Raw genomic sequence first — 23,024 nt, 5'->3', positions numbered from 1 at the left:
GGCCGGGGGCTGCAGGCCGACCGGTTGCTCGTCGACCGTATGGGGGTGTGGGTGGTGCCGCAACTGGAGGACCTCTCATCCCGCCCGAAATCGCTCCGTGTCGTGCTCGCGTACGCGTGACACGCGGGCTGCTGACGCCCTGAGCGTGCTTTATCAGGCGCATGTGGGTAATCTCGTCGCGACCCAATTCGCAGCGCAGAGGAGCGTTATCCCATGGCACAGAAAATCGAAGTCCTGCTGGTCGACGACATCGACGGCTCGGACGCCACCGAGACCGTGACGTTCGGGCTCGACGGCAAGGCCTACGAGATCGACCTGAACGACAAGAACGCTAAGGCGCTCCGTGCGGCCTTGGCGTCGTTCGTGGGGCACGCTCGAAAGGCGGGCTCGATCAGGCAGGCGAGCAAGTCGACGAGCAAGCCGAGCGGCTCGAAGAAGAGCGACGGCAACGCGGCGGCAATTCGCGAGTGGGCTGCCAAGGAGGGTGTGACGGTCGGTGCCAAGGGGCGTATCCCAGAGGACGTCCGCGCGCAATTCGAGAAGGCGACGGCCTGAGCCGCACGATGAACGCGACCGAGGAGAAGCCACGCCTACGGGACACCGTGGACGTGCTCGTCTCAGCGCCCTACGCGAAGTCGCGCTACCCACAGCGTGCGGCCCGTGGGGACCAGCGGCAGCCGCTCGACTACGCGCAGGTCATGGCCCTGCCGGACGAGATCTCGACCCACATCGTGAGGGCTGCAGGGCACGCGCGGGTGTGGGTCTACATGCTCGCGGACGAGGGTGCTGGAGTGGAGATCCTGAACGCTCCTCTTCGCGCGCACCACAAGCCCGTGCGTATTCCCCGATAATCAGCGCTGTGCGCCCATTTACGGCGATTAAACGGGCTGCTGGGTGTCCGTGGTCGTCGGAGGGGGCAAAGGGCGCTCAGCGGGCCACGCAGGTGCCTGAATGAGGCGGTCGCGCAATGCGCGGCTGGTGAAGTCGGACTCGTCTGGGATGTGCGCCATGGTGGCCCCCTGTGTGCTGGTGCTGCTGGGACCATTCTCCTCCGCCGAGATCCCCGCTCGATAACGCGAAGAGCCCCTAGCCAATTCGGCTGGGGGCTCTCGCTGTGTGGTGGTCAGTCGTCGTATGCGGCGAACTCGTGAGTCGCGCGCTTGGGCACGTGGACGAGGTCCGGCTGGTTGCTCATGCAGAGGTCGTAGTTGCCGCCCTCATCGCCGGAGAGCGTCTCCACCCAGCCCGTGTGTGGGCTCTCGAACCTGATGCGCTTCCCGCATTTGCGGCAGGTGGTGGTCTCAGCCATGGTCAGACCTCCTCGGTCAGTCGGATGGCGCGGGCGAGGGTCTCGATCTCCTCTTGGTAGTGGTCGTTCTTCTCCGAGCGCTCCAGACGCTCGTGTGCGGCCACCATGTCGTCGAGCGGGTAGTTGTGGTGCTCGGGGTTGCTCGCGATGCCGTGGGCCATGCTCAGGGCGGTCCAGACCAGCATGCTCAGTCCTCCTCTTCCTCGTCGTCGTCGTCGGTCTCTTCGGCTGCGCACTCCTCACACGCGTCCTTGGGCTGCTGCTCGTGGTCGGGGCAGATCTCGACGAGCGAGAGGTCACCCACGTTGTCGGGGTCCTCCTCGAAGTACTCGACGAGGCGGGCCTCGCCCTGCTCGGTGCTGTAGATCTGGGCCTCGATGAAGCCGCCGTCGTTCTCGGTCCAGATGCCCCACTCGCGCAGTGCCATGGTCAGCGCCCCTTCCGGCCGTAGAACTCGTCGTAGTCGAAGTCGGGCTCGACCTCGCGGACATCCTCGTAGTGGATCCCATCGTCCTTGCCGGACCAGTCGTCGGTGTGGACGACGGTGAGCCCGGCCTGCTCGATGCAGTGGACGTGGCCCCAGCCGTCCTGCCCCTCGTCGTCCTCGCTGCTGCGGCCGGTGGGGCCCTCGATGACCATGCCGTAGTCGTGGTCGACGGCGACGCGGCCACAGAAGTCGCAGCGGTCACGCTGAGGGCCGTCGTCGATGAAGTGGGGGGAGAGGTCGTCGCCGATCACCATGCGCGTCATCTCAGGCCTCCCGCACGTGCGCCGGGCCGTCGAGGTCCCAGTCCTCGTCCTCGTCGCCGTAGGGCTCGTCGTCCTGCTCGACGAAGACCCACGAGTGCGTGATGTCCAGCAGCACGCGCGCCGGGACGGTGATGATGCCGTCCTCGTCCGTCTCCGCCTGCCGGGGCAGCATGCCCGTGCTCTCGACGCCGTTGATGCAGATGAGCCGGTCAGCGTCGTCGTCCTGCGCGGCTGCGATGGCCTCGGTGACCGGTTCGACGTAGGCGGTCGGGATGGGCGGGTAGTGGTTGCTCTGCAGGTTCATCGCGACAGCGCGCTGGAGGCTGATGTCGCCGACGCGGGCGAGGTTGGCGGCGTCGGATGCGGTGCTGTGTCCCATGGTGTGTGCTCCTTCTCGGGCGGGTTGGTGGGTGGTGGGAGTGGTGGCGTTCAGGCCCAGATCTCGCCGGGCTTCGGGAACACCTCGACGGGCTCGCCGGGCTTGAGGTTGATGATGACGCCGGACCGGGCCGCGACGATCCGGGTGCTGTCGGCGGTGTGCTCGACGCTTCCGACGGTGACGACGTACGGGCGGACGTCGTACTCGGGGAGGCTGATCTTCATGCCGGGCTCGATGCTCATGCGGGAGATGCGGACGGAGTGGGTGCTGTTGGTGGCCATGGGTCCAGTGTGGGGCCTAGACCCATGGCGCGTCAAGCCGAACCGCCGAAGTGGTTGTCAGCGCAGCCCGTCGACCACGACACGGACGATGTCCGCGATCTCCTCGTAGATCTCCTCGACCCGGTGGTAGCCCTCGCTGTGGCCGTCGCTCCACGCCTTGTCGAAGATCTTCGTGGCGGCGTGGCGGGCTTCGTTCGGCAGGTACTCGCGGGAGAGGTCGGCCGAGAACTGGTCGCGGATGTCGTACCCCTGCTGGCGGTACGCGGCCATCGCCTCGCGGTCCTTGGGTCCGGGGTAGACGCGGGCCTTGTCAGCGGCGTCGGCGATCTCGTGGGGCTGCATGTCAGTTCTCCTCGTGGGTGGCGTGCTGGTGGACCTCGGCGAGGGTGGGGGTGTTGCCGAAGAGGCGCTCCCACACCTCCTGCAGTTCGTCGATGGCCGAGAGGCGTTCGGAGAGACGGCGGCTGTGCTGGTAGATGTCCTCGGGGCTGTAGGCGTGCTTCAGGCTCTCGCGCGTCTCGTCGCAGCGCTTGCTGTGGCGCAGGAGGCGCTTGGCCAGCAGGGTCTTCACGGTCTGCTCGGTGAGGTGCTCGTTCATGGCTGTGTGCTCCTTCGTGGGCTGTGTACGGGGCTGTGAGAGGCCGGGAGGGGCCGGAGCCCCTCCCGGGTCGTTCTGTGGGCTCAGAGGGCCTTGCAGCGGGTGAGCACCGTGCTCTTGGTGCCGTTGTACTCGTCGTGGTCCTTGATCGTGCCCTTGACCTTCACCTCGACGCCCTGCTTCTCGCCGAGGGCCTCGCGGGAGGCGAACCACTTGTAGACGTTCCCGTCCGTGGCGAGGAGGGTGTAGAGCACCGTGACGCCCCAGTTGGACTCGATGAAGTTGATGCGCGTGATGGTGGCCTCGATCTCGACCTTGTCGCCGACCGTGCCGACGTGGACGCTGTCAGCCGTGGCGTCCTTCTCGCGCTCGCGGATGAGCGTCTTCTCCATGGCCCGGGCGAAGGCCTGCGGAGCGGAGACGAGGAAGCCGATGTTCTTCGGCGTGACCGTCTCGGAGCCCACGATGGCCTTCAGGTTGAGGACGTAGTCGCTGGTGCCGGAGAAGGCGTCGGAGAGGATGAAGTCGCGCACCTCGACGGCAGCGGCGTCCGAGCCCTCGACGTACTCCGTGATGGCGGCACGGGCCTCGTTGTCCATCTTCGAGCGACCCCAGAGGATGCCGGAGACGACCTCCTTGGTGGAGCCGGAGAAGGCCGAGGCGGGGACGTAGCCGAAGGCGCGGGTGGCTGCCCACGCGATGGCGAGGACGTTCAGCGTGTCGGCGACCGGGTCACCGAACGAGCCGCCGCCCATGGCGTCCTCGGAGACCTCGCTGGAGGTGATGAAGACGACGGTGGCGTCGTGGCCGAGGAAGTCCTTGATGCACGAGGAGCCGACCTGCTTCTGCTCGCCCGCCTCGTTGACGACGACGTAGGTGTTCTTCCGGTAGCGCTGGACGCCACAGTGGTCGCAGTGGCCCTTGACGAGCGCGTCGCGGTCGACCTGCACGTCCTCCGAGAAGGCGCGGACGATGAGGCCGTCGGCGACGCTGTCCCAGTCGAGCGTGGCGAGGAAGGTCCAGCCGTTGTACTTGGGGGCCTCGCCCGTGATGGTGGTCTCCATGTAGGCGAGGCGGATCTCGAAGCCGGTGGACTCGTCGACCTTCGTGACCGTGACGGGCGTGCCGACGACCTCGAAGCGGCCGGTGAAGCCACGCTTGGCGGCGCGGGTGTTGATCTTGGCGACCTTGTCCTGCGTGGCGGCGAACTCTGCGTGCGTGAGGCGAATGCTCATCTGGGGCTCCTTCGTGGGCCGGTTGGGGTGGTGAGACCAGTATGGGGTCTGGCCCCACCACCCGTCAACTCAAACGCGCGAACTGGTTGTCAGCGTGTCGCGCTCGACCGTCACGTTGCGCTCGACGACCCGGGGGTCCCAGTGCGGGTGAGCGACGGCGGCGTGGTTCTCGACCCACCATGGGACGGTCTGCTCGAAGAGCCCGGACGCTGCTGCCGAGCAGCCCTTGCACGAGGTGCGGAAGGTGGGCGTCTCCACTCAGGCTCCCGGGAGGTTGATCTTGGCGAGCACACGGAGCAGCGGGCGGGCCTGCTCGACGGCGTAGTGGGCCACGTTGCTCGGCACCAGCGTGAGGGCGTCCTGCAGCCGCTGGGCAGCGATGGCGACCTCGTCCTTCCACGCGACGGCGTGGGGCCGGGAGGTGTGCTGCATGGTCGACCTGAGGGCCGTGCTGAGGTGCTGGGTCTTCATCGCGGGCACGTTGTTGAGGATGTGGAGCAGCAGGCGCTTGTCGTCCTCGTCGAGGGCGGAGAAGGCCGCACGCGCGCGCTCCGGCGTCGTGGTGGTGCCGACGTGGCCGATGACGCCGTCGGCGAGGCGGTCCCACGCGTTCGCGCTGTCCTGCGTGCTCGTCGGGGTGAAGTGCTGGGTGGGGAACTGGGACATGGTGATCTCCTTCTGGGGGTCGGTTGTGTGTGCGGGTCTGTGACGCCCTCCCACCTGCCCGAGATCCTCTTGGTGCTCGGTAGCCGGTGTGTCGTGCGAGGTGGCCCTGTAGGCCGTTGTGCCGTGGTCCAAACGGGCGTCGGGGTGGCTCAGAGGTGCAGGGTGTAGGCGTCGCTCGGGGGCTGCCCGGGGAGGCGCTGGAGGCGCTTCAGGTAGTCGGCCGCGACGTTGGCGTCGGCTGCGCGGAACCAGAGGGTCACGCCGTAGACCGAGGGGGCCAGACGCGGGGTTCCGAAGCGGACGATCTCGATCTCCTCGCCCGCCTCGTGCATGGCGTGCGTGGCGGCGTCACGGGCCTTCTCGCGGTCGTCGACCATGACGTTGAAGGTGATCCGGAACGCGCCCATCAGGCCGTGACCTCGAAGCCAGCGGCGAGGGCGAGGACGCGGAGCATGTCCTCCTGAACCTTCAGAATCTGCCGGTTCACGTCGTCGGCCTTGTTGGCGAAGTGCTGGGTCATGTTGACCGGGCCACGACGCTCGTCCATGTCGGCGACGAGAGCGTCCGCGTTGGCCGCGAGGTCGAGGCGCACATCCCGGATGATGTCGGCGAGGGCGTTGGCCTGAGCCAGCGCGTCGTCGATGCTCTGGCGGACCTCGGCCATACGGCGCTCGTTGCGACCGGCGGCAGTGGGGGCGGAGATGGCGGGGACGGAGAGGAACATGTGTGACTCCTTCATGGGTCGGGTTTGGTTGGGACTGAGTGCCTCCCGCTCGGCCGTGACACCGGTGCCGACCTACGTCGGGGCGGGGGCGGTGGGGCTCAGGAAGCGAGCCACTCCGCGTTGAAGGCGACCTCCGGGAGGCGGTAGCCGAAGGACCGCTCGCGCAGGAGACCGAGCCGGGCGAGCGACTTCGCGTGGGTGCGGATCGTCGAGATGCTCAGGCCGGTGAGGGCCGTCATGTCGGTGAACTGCGTCTGGTCGTAGCCCTCAGGCGAGGCGAGCGCGGCCTCGGCGTGCTGGGCGAAGGCGACGAGCACGAGCCCGGCCGTGATGGGGAGGCCCGCCTTGGTGATCTCCTTGCGGCCCTTGGCGAAGGCCCACGAGACCGCGTTGTACTGGGGGGCGTCGTCAGCGGCAGCGCGCGGGAGGGCGGTGGTGTGGGTGGCGTAGTTGTGGTTCATGTGGGGCTCCTTCGTGGGCCGGTCGGTTGGTGTGGGTCCATTATGCGCAGACGATGTGGGGGGCTGTCAACTCATTCAGCCGAAGTGGTTGTCGGCGTGTCGTCAGGCAGCCCTGCCCATGACCGCCCGACCCTCGCGCTCGCTGCCCTTGGCCACGTAGGCCTCCCACGACGCGAGGTTGCGGCGTGTGCCCTGCAGACGGAGCGTCAGCACCCGGCGGGCCTTCCGGTCCGGCTCGACGTCCAGAGCGGCCAGCAGGGCCTCGATCTCGGCCGTGCGCTCGGCGATGAGGGCGTGGGCCTCGTGGATGCGCGTGGTGCGCTTCGTGGCGCGGAAGGCGCTGGTCTCGCCGACGTGGTTCTTCATGCTGCTGGGTCGCACTGGAGGCTCCTTCGTGGGCCGGGTGGGTGCTCCGAGTATGAGGCCTCGGTGGGGCGACCGTCAAGCCGCCCCACCGAAGTGCTTGTCACCAGCCGCTGTTCTCCTTGGCGACCTTCTTCTCGACGCGGGCCTTGATCGGCTCCACGATGGCCTCCACGGTCGTCCCACGGCGGTCTGCGAGGGCCTGCGCGCAGTTCTGGACGTTGGTCTTCCACTGGGCAGCCCACGGGTGGTTCGGGGAGCGCGTGAGCGACGTGAGGTTGCTGCTGATCTCCAGTTCGACGGCGCGCTCGGTGTTGTAGGTCTTCGGGCGGTGGACGCCGTCCCGGTAGTTCTGGCCCATGCCCTCGACCGTCACCTTCAGGGCGTCCTTGGCAGCCTTGGCAGCAGCGCGCTCCTCGCGAGCAGCCTGCGCGGCCTTCTCGTCGTCGCTGAAGATCGAGCGGGGGCGCTTCAGGTCGTTGACCGGGGCGGACGGGTAGCAGACCGTGCAAGCGTCGCTGCCAGCCTTGGTGACGATCTCGGCCTCGTCGTGGCCCGAGAGGTCGACGAACCAGAAGAACTGGGTGGTCTCGTAGCAGGTCGAGCACTCGCGGCTGGAGTGGATGTGGCCGTTGGACGACGTCGCGAGGAAGGCGCGGGTCCAGCCGCCACGGCGCTTGAACTCGGCGTGCAGCGGGGCCTCCTCGGCCTTCAGCGCTGTCGCCTGCGCCATGGCGGCGTTCCACTCGTCGAGGGCCTTGACAGCAGCGCGGACCTCCCAGACCTCGCCGTCGCCCGCAGCGATCTCCTCGACGCGCTCGATGGCGGCGTCGAGGTCCATGCCCCAGCGCGTCTTGTAGGAGCCCCAGCGGCCGGTGTGGACGCGCACCTGCTCGTCCTTGGCCGCGCGGTGCAGCGAGTTGGTGAGGTGGGCGACCGTCGCGCCGAGGGTGGCCCGCGCGTCCCAGATGCGGGCGATCTCGGTGTCGATCTCGACGGGGGTGGCGGTGGTGAGGTTCATGCGGGGCTCCTTCGTGGGCCGGGTCGGTGTGTGCCCCCATTATGCGCAGACGCTGGGGGCTCGCGTCAAGTCGAACGCGCGAAGTGGTTGTCAGCCCTCGTGGCCACCAGCGCGGGTGAGGCGGAAGGGCAGTTCGAGGGCCTCGCCGGAGAGCGCCTCGTAGGCGTTGTGGCGGAACTCCCGCACGTGCATCGCGTCGGTGCCACCGGTGGGCATGTTGGTGATGTCGTCGACCTTCTCCATGGTCCGGCGGATGAAGTTGGTGGCGGAGTAGACGCGCATGTTCCGCGCGTCCTCTGCGCCCTGCTGAGCCTTCTCCACGTCCTCCGCGATCATCTCGACGTAGAGGGTGAAGTCGTCGAGACGGCGGAGCATGTCCCGCCGGATGGTGCGGAGGTTGTCGACGAGGGTGCGGGCGTTGTCGAGGGCCTGCTGGTCGGTGAGGTTCTTGGCGGACATGGTGAGACTCCTTCTCGGGTCGGGTTGTTGGGTCTGCGTACCCTCGCTCGGCCGTGACACCGGTGCCGACCTACGTCGGGGCGAGGGCTGAGGGCTACCAGCCCCGGACGATCCTGTCGGTCTCTTCGAGGAAGTCCGTGGCGGCGATGCGCTGCAGGTCCTCGGTCATGTTGGCCACGAGGCTCGTGGAGCGGCTGAGCAGGCGGTTGTGGTGCGGGTTGAGGGCGAACGTCGTCGCCTCCTCACGGACCCGGGCAACGGCGTCCAGCGGGCTGAGCGGCTCGGCCTCACCCTCGGGCGTCATCCAGTTGCCGACCTTCTCCCACCACAGCGAGGCGAGGAACGCGGTCTGCAGGTCGAGCGCGGCCTCGACGATTCCACGGCTGTTGTAGCGGAGGGTCGGCTTGGCCATGACCTCCATCATCTGCTTCTGGCGGAACTCCACGGACTGGTCGCGGTTCTCGACGCGGCTGATGACCTTGGACTCGCGGTGGGCCTCGTCGTTCGCCTTGCGCATCTGCTTCGCGAGCGGGGTGTCCTCCCAGTCGCCGTCAGCGATCTCCTCGATGGCCATGGCCTTCGACACCGACGAGCGCGGGGCGTCGATGTACTTCTCGACGGCGAGGTCGACAGCCGCCTCCTTGGTCATGCTCCGGGAGAGGGCCGCGATGCGCTCGGCCTTGAACTCGGCACGCTTGGCGTCGTGCTCTTCGCGCAGGGCGCGGGCGGCGTCGGCGAGGGGCGTGGGGTAGGTCTGCTGCTCGGTCACGGTGGACTCCTTCATGGGTCGGTTGGGGGCGAGGCACCATTATGCGCAGACGGCGGATGGGGGTGTCAAGTCCATCCGCCGAATTGGTTGTCACCCCTTGGGTGTGCACCATGCGACGGGGTCGGCGACCTTGCGCTCCAGCACGTCTCCCCAGCCCTGCTGGAACGAGGTCTTGCGCACCACGCCGGTGTTGAACTGGCGCTTGCCGTCACCGGTGGTCTTCCGGTTCCGCACGAGCATCGTGGTGTAGTTCGCGTCCTTGGGGCCCTTCAGGGGCGGGTAGCACTTCAGCCCGTCGCTCTTCTCGAAGCCGTGCACCTGCGCGCTCAGCATGTCGTCAGCGGCCTTGTACGTCCGCGTGAGCGCCTCCTGCTGGGTGTAGGGCGCGTGGGACCTCGGGTCGGCGTCTGGGGCTCCAGCGTCGTGCGGGACGCCCGTGAGACCGGCGGCGACAGCGCCGACGAGGCCGAGGGCTGGGAGGGTGTGGATGAAGCGGCTCATGAGGTGTTCCTCTCGTCGTGTCAATCGGTCTCATTGTCCCGGTTGACACGCGCGAGGAGGGAATCACCTAGCGCCGGAGGACTCCCTCACCACGCGGCGACGAGGGCGCTCCGTGGGCTCGCGAGGGACGGCGTACGGCGACGGTCGCATGCAGCCGGGGTCGGCATGAACCCACAGCCCCGTGGAGGGGCTGCGGGTCCAGTCCGACACGCGCCAGACGTGCGGGCAGGTGTCGCTCACGGCTCGACGGGCTCGACGCCCCAGATCTCTCCGGCGGGTGTCGCCTTCACGAGCACCGGGACGCCGAGGTTGGTCCGGTTGTCGATGCTGTAGCCGACCGACGAGTCGCGCTGGGTCTTCGCCGTCGCGCCGTCCGTGAACGTCACGAGCCAGCGGGGGTTGCCGTTGGTCGACGAGCGCAAGCGCTCGACCTTCTCGATGGTCTTCGTGTACTCGATGTGCTTGGCCATGGGGGGCTCCTTCTCGGGCTGGGATGGGTGGGGGTTCAGCGGAGGTCGGCCGCGACGGCCTTGGCGATGCGCTTGATGGTGGTGTACGGGTGCTCGCTCGTGTCCGAGCCGAGTTCGATCTTGGTGTCGGGCTCGGTCGGAAACTCCAGCCCCTCGACCCGCTCGATCCACTCGTCGTAGGAGGAGACGCGGCCGGACTCCATGTAGTTGGGGGCCCACGACTCCAGCAGGCTCTCCACGGCCTCTCGGACGGCGTGGCCCTTGGCCAGTTCCTCCTTGGTCGGGGTGCGCCACTTCTGGCCGTCCTTGTCGACGTAGATCTCGCTCATGCTGCTGACTCCTTCGGGGGTCGGTTGGTGCGGTGAGGCCAGTGTGAGGCCCGGCGTACCGGCGTGTCAAGTCGATACGCCGGACCGCTTGTCAGACCGCTCGGATGATCGCGCGCACCGCCTCTGCGGCCTCTGCGGGCAGTTCACCGAACGAGCGGGGCAGAGCGTTCCCCGTCCGGGTGCCGTTGCGGTACACGCGGATACAGAGGATCCGGGGGCGCTCGACGTCGCCGTCGTGCAGCATGATGACCTTGACCGCGAACGTCACGTTGTCGCGCTCGTAGGTGACCTGCTCGGCCTTGTCGAGCGTGATGGTGGTGGTGGTCCTGATGTCCATGTGGGTCATCCTCTCCTGTCGGCCCGGACGGCACCGACGCCCGTGCGGGTGCGGAGCAGCAGCGTGTGGCTGTACTCGGCGATCTCGTCGGCCGAGAGCGCCAGCCCGGTCTGCTGCAGGAAGCGCACGGGGTCGAAGCGGTCGTTCGTGGCGCAGAGGTTGGTGGCGATCTCCAGCGCGATGGTGACCTTGGTCTCCCGGTCCCCCTCGGCCTCGTTGATCCCGGAGGCGACGGCCTCGTACTCGGCTCGGTTCATCATGGTCAGTTTCCGATCTGCTTGGAGGAGGACAGGTGGGCGTTGGCACCGGCACGGTCACCGGCCTTGCGGGCTCCGTGGGACACGGTGCTGTTGCGGTTCGAGCGGCGCTCTCCACCCCACGAGCCACGGACCTTCTGGCGCTTCTTCTCGGCCTCGTAGAACTCGTCGACAGCGGTCTGCTTCTCGACGAGGGCGAGGGCCACGGAGGTGGGCAGGTTGGGCGTCTCAGGGGCGCTCTGGAGGGGCGCAGCGGCGATCTCTGCCACCGGGCCGCGCTCCTCGGTCTCAGCGTCCTTCACGGCCTCGTTGTGGGCCGCACGCAGGCGCGCGGTGATCCGGTTGACGAAGCCGACGTAGAAGTTCTGGCGGGCGGTGTGGCCGCTGATGGGCTTCTCCTCACCGTCGACCCAGACCTGCTTGCGGTAGGTCCACCCGCCGGTCGTGGGGTTAAACCGCTCCACGCCGTAGAGGTCATCCTCGGAGCAGGTGACCCACTTGTAGTGGCCGGGCTTCCTGACCATCTCGGACTTGTGCTCACCGGAGCGGATGTAGCGGTCTGCGGCGTGGACCATCTGGACCGAGAGCGAGGCGTAGAGGGCCTCGACGACCTCGATGTCGGACGGGAAGCCGTAGGCGTACACCACGGTGCTGTCGCCCGCGATGAGGCACTTGACGTCGTTGATGTCCGCGATGTTGACGAAGAGGCGCACGAGCCGGGCGAGGCCCTTGGTCCGGGAGGCACCGATGACGACGGTGCGCTCCTCCGGCTGCTCGCGCTGCTCGGCCTTGGCCGTGTGCTGGCGGGCGAGGGCGAGGTCGATGCTGTGGCGCGAGGCGAGCGTCTGGGCCCGGGAGAAGAGCATGTCGCGCTCGGACTCGTGGTTGGTGCGCTCCGCCTTGGCGAGGATCTTGGCGATGAGGTCGAGGTGGTCAGACACAGGTGACTCCTTCAAGGGTCGGTTGGTGTGTGCCCCCATTATGCGCAGACGCGCTCGGGGGCTGTCAAGTCGAAACGGCGAAGTGGTTGTCAGCGGTTCTTGGCGACGGGGAGCCCCGCCTCGAAGCAGGCGATCTCCGTCATGCGCGCGAGCACCGGGTGACCGGTGGCAGCGAGCAGGTCGACGTATGCGCGGGCGAAGCGGGCACCGTGTCCGTCGCCCCGGGTGAGGTGGTGGGCGATCTCGTGCAGCGCGGTGTCTTCCCGCAGGAAGTACGCGCCGCCGTTGTGCCGCGAGGGGATGGCGATGACGCCGTCGTCGTAGTGAGCGGCTGCGCTCCCCCGGCGACGACGCACCCGGATGGGCCTGTCACAGCCTACGAGGGCCAGCACCTTGTCGACGTACGGCTGGACTTCGGGGACGTCAGAGAAACGCACGAGCGGCTCCGGGTACCACTCCGCCCCGAACGTCCGCACAGGACCCTCCTGCTCCAGCCAGCGGTCCACCCGGCGCTCCATGGCGTAGAAGGCCTTCTCGGACACCGTGACGTTCACAGCAGCCCCGCACGGGTGAGGGCGGCGAGGGCGTCACGCTTGGTGTCGAAGGCGTCGAACCGCCCGGCGAGGTCGTCGCGCTCACCGTTGTGGAGGATGACCCACTCGGAGACCGTGCGGTTGTGGTAGCGCTCCGTCCACTCGCGCCAGACCGACACGTTCGCGGTCTGGATGAGGCCGGAGCACTTCTCCTCGACCATGAAGCGCTGGTGCAGTTGCTCGCAGAGCGGGTGCTCGCAGGGGACCTCGTACTCGTTCTTCGCGACGGTCCACACCTCGGCGGGCTCCTCGGTCATGCCCTCGGCCTGCGCGGCCTCCCAGATGGCGATGCCCTCGCGGAGCGCGTTGATCTCGGTGACGCGGTCGTCACTCTCGCCCCACGTCTCGTTCAGCGAGTGGAGAACAGCGATCCGGGCGGTAGCCGCGAGGGTGTCTGCGTACGTCTTGCCGAAAGCGGTGATCATGGGGGCTCCTTCATGGGCCGGGTGGGGGTGCGACACCATTATGCGCAGACGACGGACGGGTGTGTCAAGCCCGTCCGCCGAACTGCTTGTCAGGCGACTCCGCAGCCGCCGGTCTCGTTGCCGTGGTTCGCGCAGCGGAGCAGGTGCCACTTCTCCCGCGACGCGCGGTCGAGGTAGCCGTCCATCCACGCGTCCGAGCCGGAGCGCCCGTCGTTGTCAGCCGCGTCGAGCCCGTAGGCCGCGCGCCAGCCGCGCTCGTAGTCGCGGCGGTACTTCTCGATGCCGTGGCGCTCGATGAAGCGACCGGCGGGGCCCTCGGGGTCGGCTGCCGTGGTGGGGACTCGCTGTGCCATGTGTGACTCCTTCGTGGGTCGGGTGGGGTTGAGGCTTCAGTGTGGGGCATGGCGGGCCGGGCTGTCAACCCGACCCGCCGAAGTGCTTGTCAGGCGTTGTCGTCCCGGCGGAAGAGGACGGGCTCCGACGAGGCGTACAGCCCGGAGGAGAGGCGGTCGCGCTGCTGCTGGATGCGGCCCTCGCCGGTGCTGATGTGGTCGGCGTAGCGGACGTGCACCTTGTAGGAGTCGAAGGGCTCGTCGAGGTCGGACTCGGACTGCACGACCGTCGTGGTCATGAAGCCGGTGTACAGGTACCGGTTGACGATGCGCTGCGCGTCCTCGGCGCTGTCGGCCGAGCGGTAGGGGACGAAGACGTTGAAGTAGGCGACGAGGGCGGGGGCGTCAGTGGTGCGGATGGCCATGGTGGGACTCCTTCGTGGGTCGGTTGGGTTGGGGTGCGGGTCAGACGTGGACGCCGGAGTCCACGGTGGTCGAGTGGGCCGGGACGGGACGGACCTCGTGGACGCCGGAGGCGAGCCAGATGCCGAGGCCCAGCATCGCGACGACGAAGACGTCGAGCGAGTGGCGAACCACGCGCTTCTGGCGGGGCGTCATGCGGGAGATCTGAGCAGTGGTCATGGGTGGTCCTTTCGGGGAGCCGGTCGGTGTGTCCCCACAGTATGCGCAGACCTTCTGAGCCTCTGTCAAGCCGAACCGCTGAAGTACTTGACTTGCGACATTCGGATCCATGCCCCACACTGGTGTCTCCACCAACCGACCCAACAAGGAGTCACCATGGACCCGGTCATCGTCACCGCCACGAACGGCGGAGTCTTCACCCTCCGCGACGCGAAGCGCGGCACGGACAACCGAGGCGTCTTCGCCACGGACATCCAGCCCATCTCCGAGGTCGCCGTCGTCGACAAGGACGGCACGGTGCTGCACCTGTCGCGCTGGGACGACGAGCCGCACTGGATCGCCGACTCGGTGTTCCGGAAGAACGGCTTCCCGGTCTTCTCCAACGGTCGGGGCTCGCGCTTCACCGCCGCCTACACGATCACCGACGAGGCCCTCGTTGACGCGATCAACGCGCTCTTCCCGGGGGTGTGGGCATGAGCAGGATCCCCACCTTCGCCGAGATCCCGGCGGGCTTCGTCCACACGTCCATCCCGCTGGGGCTGACCGAGACCGGCATGCTGCTGTGGAACCCCGACGTCGAGCCGCACATGCTCCTCACGGGCCGCACGCGCACGGGCAAGACCTCGCTCGTCCGCACGGTCATCAAGGGCCTGAGCGAGCGGGGTGCGGACATCGTCCTCATCGACCCCAAGCGCAGCGCGCTGGTCGACGTGGCGAGCCTCCCGGGCGTGCTCGGCCGGGCCACCTCGCGTGACCTCGACGACGTCTCCCACAAGATCGGCTGGGTCGAGCGCCGCATGATGGAGCGCTACGACGCGCTGGAGCAGGGCGCTCGTGCCGAGGACCTCAACCGGCTCGTGCTCGTGGTCGATGAGGGTCGACTGCTCTACGAACTGACCAAGACGCACTGGAATACGGTCGTGAAGCCCCGGGAACTAGCCCGGGCGAAGGCCGTGAAGTCACCGGTGCGGCCGGTCGGCACGGAGCACCCGTGCATCGAGCAGATTAGGTCCATCCTCCGGCTCGGTGGTGAGGCGAAGGTCAGCGTCGTCCTCATCTCCCAGCAGGCGGATGCCTCGTGGCTCTCGACGGAGGCCCGCCAGAACCTCGGCATGCGCGTCGCGCTCGGCAACATGGACGACGACGGGCTCGGCATGATGTTCGGTCGGCGCACCCGTCTGGAGCCGCTCCCCACGGGCGAGGACGGAGCACCGATCAAGGGCCGGGCGTACGCCGCGACGGTGGGTGACCGGCCGGTGCAGATGCAGGCCTTCTGGACCCCGGAGATCCCCCGTCCGGACGCGAGGGTGCCCGGGTCCCTCCCGACCCAGCCGATCCCGGTACAGCAGCAGCGACGCAGTCTCCTCCGGCGGCTCGTCGGCTGAATAGGTGAGGCCCCCAACCGGTAGCGCATCGGTTGGGGGCCTCTCTGTTAGCCCATCCTAAGGGCGGCTCAGCGGGTCGACTTGACCTTCAGGACCTTCAGCAAACTAGGTCCGGGAACCGTGGCGTTCTTCGTCCAGCCCGCGTTCGGCTGCTTCTTGGCGAGGCTCCGGTAGAGCGCCTTGGTGCCCGCGCTCGTGGCCGTGCCGTAGTAGCCGTCCACGTAGCGCTTGGCGAGGAAGCCCCGCTTGTTCAGCGCGACCTCGTAGGCCTTGACCGAGGCGTTGGTCTTGCCTGCCTTCAGCGCGGCTCGGGAGACCGGCTTGACGACGACCACGGGCTTCGGCTTGGGCTTCACGACCGGCTTCGGCTTGGCCTTGACCACCGGCGACGGCGTGGGCTTCAGCGTGGGCTTCGCGGTGGGCGTGACGGCCGGGACGGTGTACGTCGAGGGCGGCGCGGTGACCACGGTGCCGGGCCGGACGACGTCGGGGTTGGAGATGTGGTTGAAGCCCGCGAGGACCGCCACCGTGACGCCGAGAGCGGCTGCGGCCTTGCCGAGCGTCCCGCCCTTGGGGATCGTGTACGTCCGGTGCGCGCCGGTGCTCGGAGCCTTGACGTCGAGTCGGTTGTCGTAGCGGCGGAGCATCTCGACCTTGTTGCCCCGGTAGTAGGTGTCGGGGTCGTAGCCAACTAGCCCCGTCTCTCCCCGGCGGTATTCCTCGACCTGCTTCATGGCGGCGTCCGAGAGATTAGGGCACTCGGGGTCGATGAGGTGGATGTGGTGGTTGGGCTTGTCCGCCGAGCCCCACGGACGGTCCTCGGTGATGAGGAACTCCTGCCGTCCTTCGTTGGTGCTCATGATGGCCTCGGAGCGGCTGTAGCCGTCCATCTCGACGTCGTAGACGCCGCCACCGGCGTGCGTGTTGCCCGAGGCCACGATGGCCGTCGAGTAGCAGCCCTGAATGCCCTTCAGGTAGACGCGGCCGGTGCGCTTGGCCCACGCGACCAACTTCGGCACCGAGTGCTTGCAGACGCGGATACCGCGCCAGATGACCGTCTCGCAGCGCGGCTGCGTCATTCCACCCATGGGTGTGTCCTCTCCAGAGTCATTGGTAACGAGTTCAACGGTACCGATTGACCTGAGAGGGGTGGGAACGCAGAACGGCCCCCAGCGCGATGCTGGAGGCCGTTCGGTGGTGCTGCGTCAGCGCAGGACGCTGTTGGGGTTCTGCGTCCGCTTGGCCGTGCCCTCGACGTCGTCGATGGGAGCCTTGCTCGGGCCGACGATGGGCAGGTCGTGAGCGCTGAGGCCCTGCATCCCTGCGGTGAACGAGGCGCTGCGACCGGCGGCTGCCTCGACCGCCTCGCCGCCGACGGCGGATCCGGCTGCTCGGGCGAGCATGGGGGCGATGAAGGACATCTGGGCTCCTGTGGTAAGCGGTTCGTCTGATTCAGGTTACCCCAGCGGGGCGGGGTGGTGAGATCAGGCTGCGATGCGCTGGTCGATGGCGACGATCTGCTCGAAGGTCGCAGCCACCCAGCGGTCGTGCTCCCAGACCCAGTGCTCGCCACCGTCGAACCAGACGTCGCCGTCGTGCACCGTGACGACCGGGGCCCACGGGCTGCGGAAGACGACGCCGCTGACGTGACCCCGCACCTTCCGCCGGGCCATCCACTTCAGGACGTAGAAGGTGATGACGAGGACCGCGCCCAAGGCGAGGTACTGAAGCGCGTCGGGGAGGGAGGTCTGCATGTCGGGGCCGTCAGCGAGGATCATCATGTGACAAGGGTGACGGACGAGACGGTTGTTGTCAACCGTGTCCGCCACGTCGGTTGACAGACCAGTCCACGCCGAGCCCGCCACAGAAGGCGCAGTCGTCGCCGTAGCGGTCGGTGCAGCGCCCGTGACAGGCCGTGCACGGTGCCTCCTCGGCGGCTGTGTCGTCCAGAACGAGCGACCATGTCTCTTCCACCAGTGTGCTGGCCATTACGAGTTACTCCTTGCTTCGATGACTTCGACGTCGATGATGTCGCTGAACTGGCTGGCCGCGATGGCGTCGGCCTTGACCGGGGCGGGCAGAGCGCGGGCCGTCTGCTCGGGCTGGGCACCGAACATCCGCTGCAGGATGCCCCCGCCATCGGAGCCTCCGCGACCCTTCGCCTCCATCTTGAAGGTGAAGCCGTCCTGCTCCAGTTCGGTCTTCGTCTTGATCATCTTCTGGAGCCGGTCCATCTCGCTGGAGAGGTTCGGATCGGGGTAGCCACCGGTGATTTCCTCGCTCATTCGTGCGAAGAGCACGCGCTGGGTCTGCATCTCGATGAGGCCGTTCTGCAGGGACTGCATCTGGTCCTTGGTCTTCACCTCGACCGGGATCTCGTACGCGCAGTTGGCCCCGTCCTCGAACATCGGGCACTTGTCGGCGAGGAAGCACGAGGCGCAGAGGCGCTGGCTCTGGGACCTGACGGTGAGGAGGTTGCGCGTCACCTCGGCCGGTTGACCGTCGTCGCCGAGGACCTTCTCGGTGGTCACGTTGACGCCCATGATGGGCAGCAGCGTGGTCTGACGGACCTTCCGGGTAGTTGCTACGGACTTCCGCATTTCCGAGGGGCTGGTAACAACTAGGGGGTCCTCGGTTTCCGCGAAACCGCTGTCAGACGGTTCGGCGCTTGTAGCAACTACTTCAGGGGCTGCAGTGGTCTGGTCGACGGATTCGACGAGCCGCTGCCACGACCAGAGGCTGAGGCGGAGCACCTCGTTGGTGTCGTCGCCCTCGATCTTCTCGGTGTCGAAGCCGTGGTCGCGCAGGTAGGTGCGGTGGCGCATGCGCGCCTGATCCTTCATCTTCTTCGGGTAGCGCTTCAACTCGCGGCCGGTCCAGATGATGGTGTCGCCGTACTGGGCAGGCGAGATCCACGACGTGCTGGCCACCGAGCCCCACTGGACCTCGGACATGAGTTCCGGGCGGGTCATGGCCACGCCGTGCAGATGAGTCCCGTACTTGCGCACGAGCCCGTTGAGGGTGGGGACGAGATTACGTCCGTCCATGGCCGTCTGCATGATGCCCACGCGCTTGTAGCGCTCGGCGAGGGACTCCAGTTCGGATAGGCCCCAGTCGGCGTGCCAGACGGGCAGGAACTTACCCTCGGGCAGGGAGTCGTAGAAGTCCTCGCGCTGGTCGCGGATCCACGACAGGCCGAGGGCGAGCGAGTCGAACTCGGACACCATCTCGACGCGGTCGATGTTCTGGAGCACGAAGCCCATGTAGGCCTCGCCGATCTCCTTCAGGTCGCGCTGGGAGTACTTCTCCCCCGCCGTGTCCTGATTGACCGTGAAGGCCCCCGAGTCGAGGAAGATCTTCTGCTCGGCCGGGAACTTGTCGTCCAGCAGCCACGGGCGTGCGAACTTCACCTTGCGGCGCAGGCCCATGTACGAGAGGGCGACGTGGCTGACGTCGGACTCGCTGAGCATCTTGCGCCACGAGGACACTTCGGCTCCGCCGAAGTAGAGGGCAGTCATCGGTTCTTTCTCCTGTGCTTGGTGATCAGGACCCCCACGGCTGCCGCGCAGACGAGGACCACGATGAGCCACACGGAGCCGTAGAAGACGTCCATGACGTCCCGTGGGATCACAGCACTTCGCCGATGCGGCTGTCGGTGCTCTTGGTCTCCCGCTGGCGTTCGACTTCGGCCTGCAGGACGCCCCAAGCGGTGGGTACGCGTCTGGCCCCGGGGAGGTCATCGGGGCTGCGGTAGGACGGCACGGCGAAGAAGAGCACCGGCGTGCCAGCGGCGACGACGTCGGCCGCGATGTCGGGGTCGGCCTCGACGATGAAGTCGATGGAGCCCCGGGTGCGCAGACGGGTCAGTTGGTCGGGGCGGGGGCTGCCCCCCTCGGCCACGAAGGCGTGCTCCGTGAAGCCGTGGGAGGCGAGCCACATGCCGTCCCGCTGGGCGCTGTCGTCAGAGACGAGCGCGAGACCATGGATGGACGTCAGGGCGCGGTAGAGCGTGCGTCCTGACGGAATTACCTCACGTGTGCCGGGATCCCTTAGGACCCCGTCAATGGCCATGACCAGCATCTATATAGGGTAACGGGTTCGAGTGGTCCGGTTTACCTCTTGCCGCTCGACAAGGCTTGCTGGACGCGTGAGTGCATCTGCTGCTCGCGCATCTGCTCCTGCATCGCCATGGCCTGCTGCTGCATGATCTGGGCCGTCTTGACCGCCGCGAGGGAGGTCTGGACGTCGGTCTGCAGAGCGGCCAGCGCGCCGATGACGTCGTCGTTGTGGGGCTCGCGCATGACGCGCACGTTCTTGACGAGCGACGGGTCGAGGCTGATCTGCCCGTCGAGGCCGATGACGACGGCGAAGGCCGTGCGGACCTGCGGGTAGGTCTCCTCGTCGTTCACCTTGGCGGCGAGGGCGTCGAGGTCAGCCTCGGGGAGGGAGTTGAGGTCGGGCATGGGAGCGGTCTTCGCTCCGGCCGGGATGATGATGTCGCCCATCAGCCGTTGCTCCGCGCGAGAGCCGCGTTCGCCCAGAACATGGCCTCCTCGATCTTGGTGATGGCGGTGGCCTTCTCCCGGCCATCCGGCACCTTGACGTTGACGAACTGCGCGAGTTCGTAGGCAGCGACGCGGACGCTCGTGTGGGCGTTGCGCTTCTCCTCGTCGGTGGCGGGGTGGAAGTCGAAGCGGTTCTGCAGGTCAGCGGGGTCGATCATGATGCTCCTCAGAGGTTCCGGTTCTTGTGGGCCATGACCATGGAGTGGACAGGGCAGTGGTCGCAGAGGAAGTGGTTCGAGCGAAGCGGCTGGAGACCGAGGCTCTTGCGCTCTCGGTCGGTGCCAGCGCTCAGGCGCTTGTCCTCGTCCCGGTAGTTGCTGCAGCCGGGGTTGCGACCGTGCTTCTCGAAGCACTTCAGGGCGTCCTCGCCGAGGGTGTCCTTGGTGTCGTAGAAGGACTGGTCGAGACCGGTGTGGCCCGCGCTGTCGCGGATCTGCTTCTCGATGGCCTCGCGGGTCGACGGGAGGTCCCAGTGCTTCTTCTCGACGCGGAGCATCTGGCCGAGATGAGGGTCACCGGAGGGGTAGCGGTGCTTCTCCAGCACGTACTTCAGGGCCCAGTCGTTGTGCGGGTCGCCCTCGTAGTCCTCGACCTGCTCCAGCGTCTTGTCCTCGTGGCAGAGCAGTAGGCGGACGTGGTCCGACATGTGTGATCCTTTTCGTTCAGCGAATTAGGTACAGGTGCGTAAATCAGATTAGGTGCTCCGCTTGACGCGGCGCAAGTCAGCGAACCGGCGGGGTCTCCACGTAGTCACGGGGCGGGAGGACGACACCGTCGCCGGACATCTGGTTCGGGGTCTCGTGGATGCCGTACCACGTGTCGTTGAGGGGCTGGCGCGCGGCGGTCGTGGTGGCCTCGACGAAGCCGCCACGGTTGCGGATGACCTTCTTGAAGGAGCCCTCGGTGGCACCGATGTGGAGGTCGGCGTTCATGCTGCGGGTGGGACCGTAGGTCATCAGTGGGCTCGCTTCCCCGCGCCATTCGCGTGGCGGCGGTCGTTGAACAGGGACGCAAGCGGGTTCGCCGAACCGGTCGAGGAGTCCTTCTGAGGATCCCTGACCTTGCCCTTACGGCGGTCGGTGGCGCGAAGCGGCTTACGAGACATGGTTCTAGGGTACTTACATCGAGCCGAGAGACTGTACTGACGACCCGCTGTAGCCGGGCTGCACGCGGGTGTAGTCGTTCTGGGCGGTGGGGTACTGGGTGCGCTGGCGGAAGCAGTCCTCGACGGAGGGCTCGACCTTCTCGAAGCCGAAGCGAGCCGGGAAGAGCACGGTGTTCGGCAGGGGCGGGCGCAGGGCTTGGATCTGCTCGGCCGAGGCACCGGCGAGGGCACCGAGAGTGGCGGTCAGCCGCGCCTCGGGCAGCGAGTTCCACGGCTTGGTGCGGTCGTAGACACCGTCGGCGTTCAGCATGTCAATCTCTCCCATCGAATGGCTTTACACGGTAGACTGGCTTGCATGACGACCAACGGACCTGTATATGACTCCCCCGGCGCGATGCCGGAGAAGGACGACTTCGAGAGCCGCGAGGCGTTCCTAGCCGTCTACCCGGACCAAGAACACCTCGCGGACATCTACTTCCCGCCGGACGAGGACCTCACTCCCCCGGCATGACCGGGTAGGGCTTGCTCTTCGTCGGGTTCACCAAGTGCGCCGTCTCCGGGCTCTTCGAGATGCCCGTGGTGTTCGGGTTGCTGCGGAACTGCGGACCCATGTGGGTGTGCGTCTCCCCACGCGAGAGCGCGCCCAGCACGTCGCCGTGGTTCGGGACGTTGATGCCCTCGTGGCCCCAGTCGCGGACGACGGGGTACTGGTCGGCGTGGCTGACCATGACGTCCTTGCGGATCATCTGCTGTGAGCCCCACGCCGCCGCCTGAGCCGGGTGGACGTTGTCGGCGTGGTTGACGCTCCGGGACAGCCCGTTGTCTGCCAGCGCGCGGCGCGTGGCGTGATCGTTGAGCGCGTGCACGTACGAGTCACCCTTGGCGAGCATCTCCTCGGTGCGGGCGAGGCCGACCTTGGGCTTCAGGGTGCCCTCACGGCTGTTGTTGGGCACGAAGACCTGCGTGAGCCCCTTGGTGGCGCTCTTGGGGTGGTCGGGGTGGATGTAGGTGTTCCCGCTCTTGCCGCCACCCACGTAGACCTTGGACTTCGACGTCGACAGGCCCGGGGCCACGACCGAGGCCTCGTGCACGTCGCTGACCTTGTAGGCGTCGGCGTGGTTGACGTCGGCCAGCGCGCCACGGAAGGCGACGGTCTTCGCCGCCTGCTTCGGGTTGCCGTAGCCGTGGGTGTCGAACTGGCCGGACTGGATCATGTCGGCAGCGCGGCCAGCGGCCTTGTCGTTGTTCTGGATCCGCCCGCCGATGAACTTCGGGGCCTCACCGGTGATGCCGGACTTGACGGCCTCCTCGGCCTGCTCGATGTTGGGCCAGCGGTGCTCGCCGTCGCGCCACTTGTTGTTGGGGCTCGTGTCGGCCGCTGCCTGATGCACGAGGGCCCGGGCTGCAGCCTGCCGGTCGCTGCGCTCCAGCCCTGCCGTCTGGGAGGCGAACTGGGGGTGGTTGGAGACCGTCTGGGTGGCCTGACGCAGCCGCGTCTGGGCAGCGTTGACGCCGTCGTAGTGCTTGGCGTCCATGTCGGGGTGCGAGGGGATCTCGGTCTGCGTGCGGCCCCCGTAGAACTTCTGGGAGGACGACTCCTCGACTCCGGCCTGATTGTGCTCGGCCATGACGCGGTGCAGGGTGCGCGAGTGGAGGTCGGCGAGCGAGCCGACGGGGTCCTTCGGGTCGTGGCCGAAGTGCGCGAGCACGGCGGTGCCCTTGCGGTACTCGCCGCCGGAGAGGTCCTCTGCTCGGCGCTGAACCGTCACCTCGGGGTGGTGGGCGTGGGGCTCGTTGATGGCGGCGTTGCCACGCTCGGCTCCCTCGTTGGGGAACATGTGGTGGCCACCGGAGAGCCACGTGAAGTGCCGGTCCGACATGCCCTCGGGCTTGCGGTAGCCCACCTGTGCGTCCGGGAGGCCCCCGGGCTTGGTGGCCTCGACGTGCTGGGCACGGAGACGGGAGGCCTCTCGGCCGTCGCCCTTCCATGCGCGCACGTTCGTCGGGGCGGGCAGCGAACGGCCCTCTCCGACAGCGCTGTAGGTGTTCGGCTCGCCACCCGTCAGGGGGTTGCGGCGTGCCCGGGTCTCTGCCGCCTTCTGGGCGGGGCTCTTCTTGGCAGCCATC

At 67.6% G+C, this 23,024-nt stretch carries 45 protein-coding genes; 5 read left to right on the top strand and 40 right to left on the bottom strand.

The window, feature by feature from the left end:
- Positions 1 to 213: 213 nt before the first annotated feature.
- Together H283_RS0104450 and H283_RS0104445 are read left to right on the top strand one after the other, a co-directional pair.
- Positions 214 to 555: an Lsr2 family protein gene (locus tag H283_RS0104450; RefSeq protein ID WP_020142318.1), complete on the top strand. Its 342-nt coding sequence runs from the start codon at positions 214 to 216 to the stop codon at positions 553 to 555.
- Positions 556 to 608: 53 nt separating this feature from the next.
- Complete coding sequence (locus tag H283_RS0104445; protein WP_156022963.1) at positions 609 to 851, top strand: hypothetical protein; 243 nt, start codon at positions 609 to 611, stop codon at positions 849 to 851.
- A 272-nt stretch (positions 852 to 1,123) separates the two neighbouring features.
- Here the strand turns inward: H283_RS0104445 and H283_RS24005 are convergent, their stop codons facing one another.
- The 29 genes from H283_RS24005 to H283_RS27545 form a co-directional block, all read right to left on the bottom strand.
- Entirely contained in the window at positions 1,124 to 1,309 is a 186-nt protein-coding gene (locus H283_RS24005) for a hypothetical protein (protein ID WP_043647945.1), read from the bottom strand.
- Positions 1,310 to 1,311: 2 nt separating this feature from the next.
- Entirely contained in the window at positions 1,312 to 1,494 is a 183-nt protein-coding gene (locus tag H283_RS0104435) for a hypothetical protein (RefSeq protein ID WP_020142315.1), read from the bottom strand.
- Between the two features lie 2 nt (positions 1,495 to 1,496).
- The gene (locus H283_RS0104430) at positions 1,497 to 1,736 is read right to left on the bottom strand and encodes a hypothetical protein (RefSeq protein WP_020142314.1); all 240 of its coding nucleotides are present in this window, start codon (positions 1,734 to 1,736) and stop codon (positions 1,497 to 1,499) included.
- A gap of 2 nt (positions 1,737 to 1,738) precedes the next feature.
- A complete protein-coding gene (locus tag H283_RS0104425; RefSeq protein WP_043647942.1) occupies positions 1,739 to 2,059 on the bottom strand; it encodes a hypothetical protein in 321 nt (106 codons plus the stop codon).
- A 1-nt stretch (position 2,060) separates the two neighbouring features.
- Positions 2,061 to 2,438: a hypothetical protein gene (locus tag H283_RS0104420; RefSeq protein ID WP_020142312.1), complete on the bottom strand. Its 378-nt coding sequence runs from the start codon at positions 2,436 to 2,438 to the stop codon at positions 2,061 to 2,063.
- 50 nt (positions 2,439 to 2,488) lie between these two features.
- Positions 2,489 to 2,719 (bottom strand): hypothetical protein, encoded by a 231-nt coding sequence (locus H283_RS0104415; protein WP_020142311.1) that lies wholly within the window; start codon positions 2,717 to 2,719, stop codon positions 2,489 to 2,491.
- A 57-nt stretch (positions 2,720 to 2,776) separates the two neighbouring features.
- Positions 2,777 to 3,061 (bottom strand): hypothetical protein, encoded by a 285-nt coding sequence (locus H283_RS0104410; protein ID WP_020142310.1) that lies wholly within the window; start codon positions 3,059 to 3,061, stop codon positions 2,777 to 2,779.
- A gap of 1 nt (position 3,062) precedes the next feature.
- Entirely contained in the window at positions 3,063 to 3,317 is a 255-nt protein-coding gene (locus H283_RS0104405; RefSeq protein WP_020142309.1) for a hypothetical protein, read from the bottom strand.
- A gap of 83 nt (positions 3,318 to 3,400) precedes the next feature.
- Positions 3,401 to 4,552 (bottom strand): hypothetical protein, encoded by a 1,152-nt coding sequence (locus H283_RS0104400; RefSeq protein ID WP_020142308.1) that lies wholly within the window; start codon positions 4,550 to 4,552, stop codon positions 3,401 to 3,403.
- Between the two features lie 69 nt (positions 4,553 to 4,621).
- Positions 4,622 to 4,810, bottom strand: a complete 189-nt coding sequence (locus H283_RS0104395; RefSeq protein ID WP_020142307.1) for a hypothetical protein — start codon at positions 4,808 to 4,810, stop codon at positions 4,622 to 4,624.
- On the bottom strand, positions 4,811 to 5,218 hold the full coding sequence (locus tag H283_RS0104390; RefSeq protein WP_020142306.1) for a hypothetical protein: 408 nt from the start codon (positions 5,216 to 5,218) through the stop codon (positions 4,811 to 4,813). It lies immediately after the preceding gene.
- 149 nt (positions 5,219 to 5,367) lie between these two features.
- A complete protein-coding gene (locus H283_RS0104385; RefSeq protein ID WP_020142305.1) occupies positions 5,368 to 5,625 on the bottom strand; it encodes a hypothetical protein in 258 nt (85 codons plus the stop codon).
- Positions 5,625 to 5,942 (bottom strand): hypothetical protein, encoded by a 318-nt coding sequence (locus H283_RS0104380; protein ID WP_020142304.1) that lies wholly within the window; start codon positions 5,940 to 5,942, stop codon positions 5,625 to 5,627. The genes H283_RS0104385 and H283_RS0104380 overlap by 1 nt, the downstream gene beginning before the upstream one ends.
- Before the next feature lie 98 nt (positions 5,943 to 6,040).
- Positions 6,041 to 6,403: a hypothetical protein gene (locus H283_RS0104375; protein ID WP_020142303.1), complete on the bottom strand. Its 363-nt coding sequence runs from the start codon at positions 6,401 to 6,403 to the stop codon at positions 6,041 to 6,043.
- A 102-nt stretch (positions 6,404 to 6,505) separates the two neighbouring features.
- Positions 6,506 to 6,784: a hypothetical protein gene (locus H283_RS0104370; RefSeq protein WP_156022962.1), complete on the bottom strand. Its 279-nt coding sequence runs from the start codon at positions 6,782 to 6,784 to the stop codon at positions 6,506 to 6,508.
- 85 nt (positions 6,785 to 6,869) lie between these two features.
- Entirely contained in the window at positions 6,870 to 7,787 is a 918-nt protein-coding gene (locus H283_RS24000; protein WP_020142301.1) for a hypothetical protein, read from the bottom strand.
- A 90-nt stretch (positions 7,788 to 7,877) separates the two neighbouring features.
- On the bottom strand, positions 7,878 to 8,246 hold the full coding sequence (locus H283_RS0104360; protein WP_020142300.1) for a hypothetical protein: 369 nt from the start codon (positions 8,244 to 8,246) through the stop codon (positions 7,878 to 7,880).
- A 94-nt stretch (positions 8,247 to 8,340) separates the two neighbouring features.
- On the bottom strand, positions 8,341 to 9,015 hold the full coding sequence (locus tag H283_RS0104355) for a hypothetical protein (protein WP_156022961.1): 675 nt from the start codon (positions 9,013 to 9,015) through the stop codon (positions 8,341 to 8,343).
- 90 nt (positions 9,016 to 9,105) lie between these two features.
- Positions 9,106 to 9,516, bottom strand: a complete 411-nt coding sequence (locus H283_RS0104350) for a hypothetical protein (protein ID WP_020142298.1) — start codon at positions 9,514 to 9,516, stop codon at positions 9,106 to 9,108.
- A 236-nt stretch (positions 9,517 to 9,752) separates the two neighbouring features.
- Positions 9,753 to 9,986 (bottom strand): hypothetical protein, encoded by a 234-nt coding sequence (locus tag H283_RS0104345; RefSeq protein ID WP_020142297.1) that lies wholly within the window; start codon positions 9,984 to 9,986, stop codon positions 9,753 to 9,755.
- A 35-nt stretch (positions 9,987 to 10,021) separates the two neighbouring features.
- Positions 10,022 to 10,315 carry a hypothetical protein gene (locus tag H283_RS0104340; RefSeq protein ID WP_020142296.1) on the bottom strand — a complete coding sequence of 98 codons (294 nt, stop codon included), beginning with the start codon at positions 10,313 to 10,315 and terminating at the stop codon, positions 10,022 to 10,024.
- Positions 10,316 to 10,406: 91 nt separating this feature from the next.
- Positions 10,407 to 10,652 carry a hypothetical protein gene (locus H283_RS0104335; RefSeq protein WP_020142295.1) on the bottom strand — a complete coding sequence of 82 codons (246 nt, stop codon included), beginning with the start codon at positions 10,650 to 10,652 and terminating at the stop codon, positions 10,407 to 10,409.
- Positions 10,653 to 10,657: 5 nt separating this feature from the next.
- Positions 10,658 to 10,909: a hypothetical protein gene (locus H283_RS0104330; RefSeq protein WP_020142294.1), complete on the bottom strand. Its 252-nt coding sequence runs from the start codon at positions 10,907 to 10,909 to the stop codon at positions 10,658 to 10,660.
- A 5-nt stretch (positions 10,910 to 10,914) separates the two neighbouring features.
- Positions 10,915 to 11,850, bottom strand: coding sequence for a DUF2786 domain-containing protein (locus H283_RS0104325; protein ID WP_020142293.1), 936 nt, complete (start codon positions 11,848 to 11,850; stop codon positions 10,915 to 10,917).
- A gap of 89 nt (positions 11,851 to 11,939) precedes the next feature.
- A complete protein-coding gene (locus H283_RS26490; RefSeq protein ID WP_020142292.1) occupies positions 11,940 to 12,404 on the bottom strand; it encodes a hypothetical protein in 465 nt (154 codons plus the stop codon).
- The gene (locus H283_RS0104315; protein WP_020142291.1) at positions 12,401 to 12,868 is read right to left on the bottom strand and encodes a hypothetical protein; all 468 of its coding nucleotides are present in this window, start codon (positions 12,866 to 12,868) and stop codon (positions 12,401 to 12,403) included. The genes H283_RS26490 and H283_RS0104315 overlap by 4 nt, the downstream gene beginning before the upstream one ends.
- A gap of 89 nt (positions 12,869 to 12,957) precedes the next feature.
- A complete protein-coding gene (locus H283_RS0104310) occupies positions 12,958 to 13,221 on the bottom strand; it encodes a hypothetical protein (protein ID WP_020142290.1) in 264 nt (87 codons plus the stop codon).
- Positions 13,222 to 13,310: 89 nt separating this feature from the next.
- Entirely contained in the window at positions 13,311 to 13,625 is a 315-nt protein-coding gene (locus H283_RS0104305) for a hypothetical protein (protein ID WP_020142289.1), read from the bottom strand.
- Positions 13,626 to 13,665: 40 nt separating this feature from the next.
- Positions 13,666 to 13,842 (bottom strand): hypothetical protein, encoded by a 177-nt coding sequence (locus H283_RS27545; RefSeq protein WP_020142288.1) that lies wholly within the window; start codon positions 13,840 to 13,842, stop codon positions 13,666 to 13,668.
- Positions 13,843 to 13,998: 156 nt separating this feature from the next.
- Between H283_RS27545 and H283_RS0104295 the strand changes: the two genes are divergently transcribed.
- Complete coding sequence (locus tag H283_RS0104295; protein ID WP_020142287.1) at positions 13,999 to 14,319, top strand: hypothetical protein; 321 nt, start codon at positions 13,999 to 14,001, stop codon at positions 14,317 to 14,319.
- Positions 14,316 to 15,227 carry an FtsK/SpoIIIE domain-containing protein gene (locus tag H283_RS0104290; protein ID WP_156022960.1) on the top strand — a complete coding sequence of 304 codons (912 nt, stop codon included), beginning with the start codon at positions 14,316 to 14,318 and terminating at the stop codon, positions 15,225 to 15,227. Before H283_RS0104295 ends, H283_RS0104290 begins: the two co-directional genes overlap by 4 nt.
- Positions 15,228 to 15,295: 68 nt before the next feature.
- Here the strand turns inward: H283_RS0104290 and H283_RS0104285 are convergent, their stop codons facing one another.
- The 10 genes from H283_RS0104285 to H283_RS0104235 form a co-directional block, all read right to left on the bottom strand.
- Positions 15,296 to 16,315, bottom strand: coding sequence for a LysM domain-containing protein (locus H283_RS0104285; protein ID WP_156022959.1), 1,020 nt, complete (start codon positions 16,313 to 16,315; stop codon positions 15,296 to 15,298).
- A gap of 117 nt (positions 16,316 to 16,432) precedes the next feature.
- Entirely contained in the window at positions 16,433 to 16,648 is a 216-nt protein-coding gene (locus H283_RS0104280) for a hypothetical protein (protein ID WP_020142285.1), read from the bottom strand.
- Positions 16,649 to 16,711: 63 nt separating this feature from the next.
- Positions 16,712 to 17,008 (bottom strand): hypothetical protein, encoded by a 297-nt coding sequence (locus H283_RS0104275; RefSeq protein WP_020142284.1) that lies wholly within the window; start codon positions 17,006 to 17,008, stop codon positions 16,712 to 16,714.
- Positions 17,009 to 17,215: 207 nt separating this feature from the next.
- Entirely contained in the window at positions 17,216 to 18,745 is a 1,530-nt protein-coding gene (locus H283_RS0104270) for a hypothetical protein (RefSeq protein ID WP_020142283.1), read from the bottom strand.
- Between the two features lie 109 nt (positions 18,746 to 18,854).
- Complete coding sequence (locus H283_RS0104260; protein ID WP_020142281.1) at positions 18,855 to 19,307, bottom strand: hypothetical protein; 453 nt, start codon at positions 19,305 to 19,307, stop codon at positions 18,855 to 18,857.
- A 32-nt stretch (positions 19,308 to 19,339) separates the two neighbouring features.
- Complete coding sequence (locus tag H283_RS0104255; RefSeq protein ID WP_020142280.1) at positions 19,340 to 19,732, bottom strand: hypothetical protein; 393 nt, start codon at positions 19,730 to 19,732, stop codon at positions 19,340 to 19,342.
- The gene (locus tag H283_RS0104250; protein ID WP_020142279.1) at positions 19,732 to 19,950 is read right to left on the bottom strand and encodes a hypothetical protein; all 219 of its coding nucleotides are present in this window, start codon (positions 19,948 to 19,950) and stop codon (positions 19,732 to 19,734) included. The genes H283_RS0104255 and H283_RS0104250 overlap by 1 nt, the downstream gene beginning before the upstream one ends.
- Positions 19,951 to 19,958: 8 nt before the next feature.
- Positions 19,959 to 20,438, bottom strand: a complete 480-nt coding sequence (locus H283_RS0104245; protein ID WP_020142278.1) for a hypothetical protein — start codon at positions 20,436 to 20,438, stop codon at positions 19,959 to 19,961.
- A 76-nt stretch (positions 20,439 to 20,514) separates the two neighbouring features.
- Positions 20,515 to 20,748 (bottom strand): hypothetical protein, encoded by a 234-nt coding sequence (locus tag H283_RS0104240; protein WP_020142277.1) that lies wholly within the window; start codon positions 20,746 to 20,748, stop codon positions 20,515 to 20,517.
- Between the two features lie 162 nt (positions 20,749 to 20,910).
- Positions 20,911 to 21,222 carry a hypothetical protein gene (locus tag H283_RS0104235; RefSeq protein ID WP_156022957.1) on the bottom strand — a complete coding sequence of 104 codons (312 nt, stop codon included), beginning with the start codon at positions 21,220 to 21,222 and terminating at the stop codon, positions 20,911 to 20,913.
- 30 nt (positions 21,223 to 21,252) lie between these two features.
- On the opposite strand from H283_RS0104235, the gene H283_RS27540 reads away from it, so the two are divergent.
- Positions 21,253 to 21,408, top strand: coding sequence for a hypothetical protein (locus tag H283_RS27540; RefSeq protein WP_156022956.1), 156 nt, complete (start codon positions 21,253 to 21,255; stop codon positions 21,406 to 21,408).
- Here H283_RS27540 and H283_RS0104225 read toward each other — a convergent pair.
- Entirely contained in the window at positions 21,392 to 23,023 is a 1,632-nt protein-coding gene (locus H283_RS0104225; RefSeq protein WP_020142274.1) for a hypothetical protein, read from the bottom strand. The genes H283_RS27540 and H283_RS0104225 overlap by 17 nt on opposite strands.
- Position 23,024 lies beyond the last annotated feature (1 nt).

The sequence above is a fragment of the Terracoccus sp. 273MFTsu3.1 genome, assembly GCF_000383675.1.
Taxonomy (GTDB): domain Bacteria; phylum Actinomycetota; class Actinomycetes; order Actinomycetales; family Dermatophilaceae; genus Terrabacter.
The sequence above is the reverse complement of the archived record's forward strand: the minus strand, read 5'-3'. Positions and strand labels throughout refer to the sequence as shown.

What these genes read in the sequence shown, in the direction of transcription:
- H283_RS0104450 (WP_020142318.1), top strand. Translation starts at nt 214, where the DNA reads ATGGCACAGAAAATCGAAGTCCTGCTGGTCGACGACATCGACGGCTCG.
- H283_RS24005 (WP_043647945.1), bottom strand. Translation starts at nt 1,309, where the DNA reads ATGGCTGAGACCACCACCTGCCGCAAATGCGGGAAGCGCATCAGGTTC.
- H283_RS0104435 (WP_020142315.1), bottom strand. Translation starts at nt 1,494, where the DNA reads ATGCTGGTCTGGACCGCCCTGAGCATGGCCCACGGCATCGCGAGCAAC.
- H283_RS0104430 (WP_020142314.1), bottom strand. Translation starts at nt 1,736, where the DNA reads ATGGCACTGCGCGAGTGGGGCATCTGGACCGAGAACGACGGCGGCTTC.
- H283_RS0104425 (WP_043647942.1), bottom strand. Translation starts at nt 2,059, where the DNA reads ATGACGCGCATGGTGATCGGCGACGACCTCTCCCCCCACTTCATCGAC.
- H283_RS0104420 (WP_020142312.1), bottom strand. Translation starts at nt 2,438, where the DNA reads ATGGGACACAGCACCGCATCCGACGCCGCCAACCTCGCCCGCGTCGGC.
- H283_RS0104415 (WP_020142311.1), bottom strand. Translation starts at nt 2,719, where the DNA reads ATGGCCACCAACAGCACCCACTCCGTCCGCATCTCCCGCATGAGCATC.
- H283_RS0104410 (WP_020142310.1), bottom strand. Translation starts at nt 3,061, where the DNA reads ATGCAGCCCCACGAGATCGCCGACGCCGCTGACAAGGCCCGCGTCTAC.
- H283_RS0104405 (WP_020142309.1), bottom strand. Translation starts at nt 3,317, where the DNA reads ATGAACGAGCACCTCACCGAGCAGACCGTGAAGACCCTGCTGGCCAAG.
- H283_RS0104400 (WP_020142308.1), bottom strand. Translation starts at nt 4,552, where the DNA reads ATGAGCATTCGCCTCACGCACGCAGAGTTCGCCGCCACGCAGGACAAG.
- H283_RS0104390 (WP_020142306.1), bottom strand. Translation starts at nt 5,218, where the DNA reads ATGTCCCAGTTCCCCACCCAGCACTTCACCCCGACGAGCACGCAGGAC.
- H283_RS0104385 (WP_020142305.1), bottom strand. Translation starts at nt 5,625, where the DNA reads ATGGGCGCGTTCCGGATCACCTTCAACGTCATGGTCGACGACCGCGAG.
- H283_RS0104380 (WP_020142304.1), bottom strand. Translation starts at nt 5,942, where the DNA reads ATGTTCCTCTCCGTCCCCGCCATCTCCGCCCCCACTGCCGCCGGTCGC.
- H283_RS0104375 (WP_020142303.1), bottom strand. Translation starts at nt 6,403, where the DNA reads ATGAACCACAACTACGCCACCCACACCACCGCCCTCCCGCGCGCTGCC.
- H283_RS24000 (WP_020142301.1), bottom strand. Translation starts at nt 7,787, where the DNA reads ATGAACCTCACCACCGCCACCCCCGTCGAGATCGACACCGAGATCGCC.
- H283_RS0104360 (WP_020142300.1), bottom strand. Translation starts at nt 8,246, where the DNA reads ATGTCCGCCAAGAACCTCACCGACCAGCAGGCCCTCGACAACGCCCGC.
- H283_RS0104350 (WP_020142298.1), bottom strand. Translation starts at nt 9,516, where the DNA reads ATGAGCCGCTTCATCCACACCCTCCCAGCCCTCGGCCTCGTCGGCGCT.
- H283_RS0104345 (WP_020142297.1), bottom strand. Translation starts at nt 9,986, where the DNA reads ATGGCCAAGCACATCGAGTACACGAAGACCATCGAGAAGGTCGAGCGC.
- H283_RS0104340 (WP_020142296.1), bottom strand. Translation starts at nt 10,315, where the DNA reads ATGAGCGAGATCTACGTCGACAAGGACGGCCAGAAGTGGCGCACCCCG.
- H283_RS0104335 (WP_020142295.1), bottom strand. Translation starts at nt 10,652, where the DNA reads ATGGACATCAGGACCACCACCACCATCACGCTCGACAAGGCCGAGCAG.
- H283_RS0104330 (WP_020142294.1), bottom strand. Translation starts at nt 10,909, where the DNA reads ATGAACCGAGCCGAGTACGAGGCCGTCGCCTCCGGGATCAACGAGGCC.
- H283_RS0104315 (WP_020142291.1), bottom strand. Translation starts at nt 12,868, where the DNA reads ATGATCACCGCTTTCGGCAAGACGTACGCAGACACCCTCGCGGCTACC.
- H283_RS0104310 (WP_020142290.1), bottom strand. Translation starts at nt 13,221, where the DNA reads ATGGCACAGCGAGTCCCCACCACGGCAGCCGACCCCGAGGGCCCCGCC.
- H283_RS0104305 (WP_020142289.1), bottom strand. Translation starts at nt 13,625, where the DNA reads ATGGCCATCCGCACCACTGACGCCCCCGCCCTCGTCGCCTACTTCAAC.
- H283_RS27545 (WP_020142288.1), bottom strand. Translation starts at nt 13,842, where the DNA reads ATGACCACTGCTCAGATCTCCCGCATGACGCCCCGCCAGAAGCGCGTG.
- H283_RS0104295 (WP_020142287.1), top strand. Translation starts at nt 13,999, where the DNA reads ATGGACCCGGTCATCGTCACCGCCACGAACGGCGGAGTCTTCACCCTC.
- H283_RS0104290 (WP_156022960.1), top strand. Translation starts at nt 14,316, where the DNA reads ATGAGCAGGATCCCCACCTTCGCCGAGATCCCGGCGGGCTTCGTCCAC.
- H283_RS0104285 (WP_156022959.1), bottom strand. Translation starts at nt 16,315, where the DNA reads ATGGGTGGAATGACGCAGCCGCGCTGCGAGACGGTCATCTGGCGCGGT.
- H283_RS0104280 (WP_020142285.1), bottom strand. Translation starts at nt 16,648, where the DNA reads ATGTCCTTCATCGCCCCCATGCTCGCCCGAGCAGCCGGATCCGCCGTC.
- H283_RS0104275 (WP_020142284.1), bottom strand. Translation starts at nt 17,008, where the DNA reads ATGATGATCCTCGCTGACGGCCCCGACATGCAGACCTCCCTCCCCGAC.
- H283_RS0104270 (WP_020142283.1), bottom strand. Translation starts at nt 18,745, where the DNA reads ATGACTGCCCTCTACTTCGGCGGAGCCGAAGTGTCCTCGTGGCGCAAG.
- H283_RS0104260 (WP_020142281.1), bottom strand. Translation starts at nt 19,307, where the DNA reads ATGCTGGTCATGGCCATTGACGGGGTCCTAAGGGATCCCGGCACACGT.
- H283_RS0104255 (WP_020142280.1), bottom strand. Translation starts at nt 19,732, where the DNA reads ATGGGCGACATCATCATCCCGGCCGGAGCGAAGACCGCTCCCATGCCC.
- H283_RS0104250 (WP_020142279.1), bottom strand. Translation starts at nt 19,950, where the DNA reads ATGATCGACCCCGCTGACCTGCAGAACCGCTTCGACTTCCACCCCGCC.
- H283_RS0104245 (WP_020142278.1), bottom strand. Translation starts at nt 20,438, where the DNA reads ATGTCGGACCACGTCCGCCTACTGCTCTGCCACGAGGACAAGACGCTG.
- H283_RS0104240 (WP_020142277.1), bottom strand. Translation starts at nt 20,748, where the DNA reads ATGACCTACGGTCCCACCCGCAGCATGAACGCCGACCTCCACATCGGT.
- H283_RS0104235 (WP_156022957.1), bottom strand. Translation starts at nt 21,222, where the DNA reads ATGGGAGAGATTGACATGCTGAACGCCGACGGTGTCTACGACCGCACC.
- H283_RS27540 (WP_156022956.1), top strand. Translation starts at nt 21,253, where the DNA reads ATGACGACCAACGGACCTGTATATGACTCCCCCGGCGCGATGCCGGAG.
- H283_RS0104225 (WP_020142274.1), bottom strand. Translation starts at nt 23,023, where the DNA reads ATGGCTGCCAAGAAGAGCCCCGCCCAGAAGGCGGCAGAGACCCGGGCA.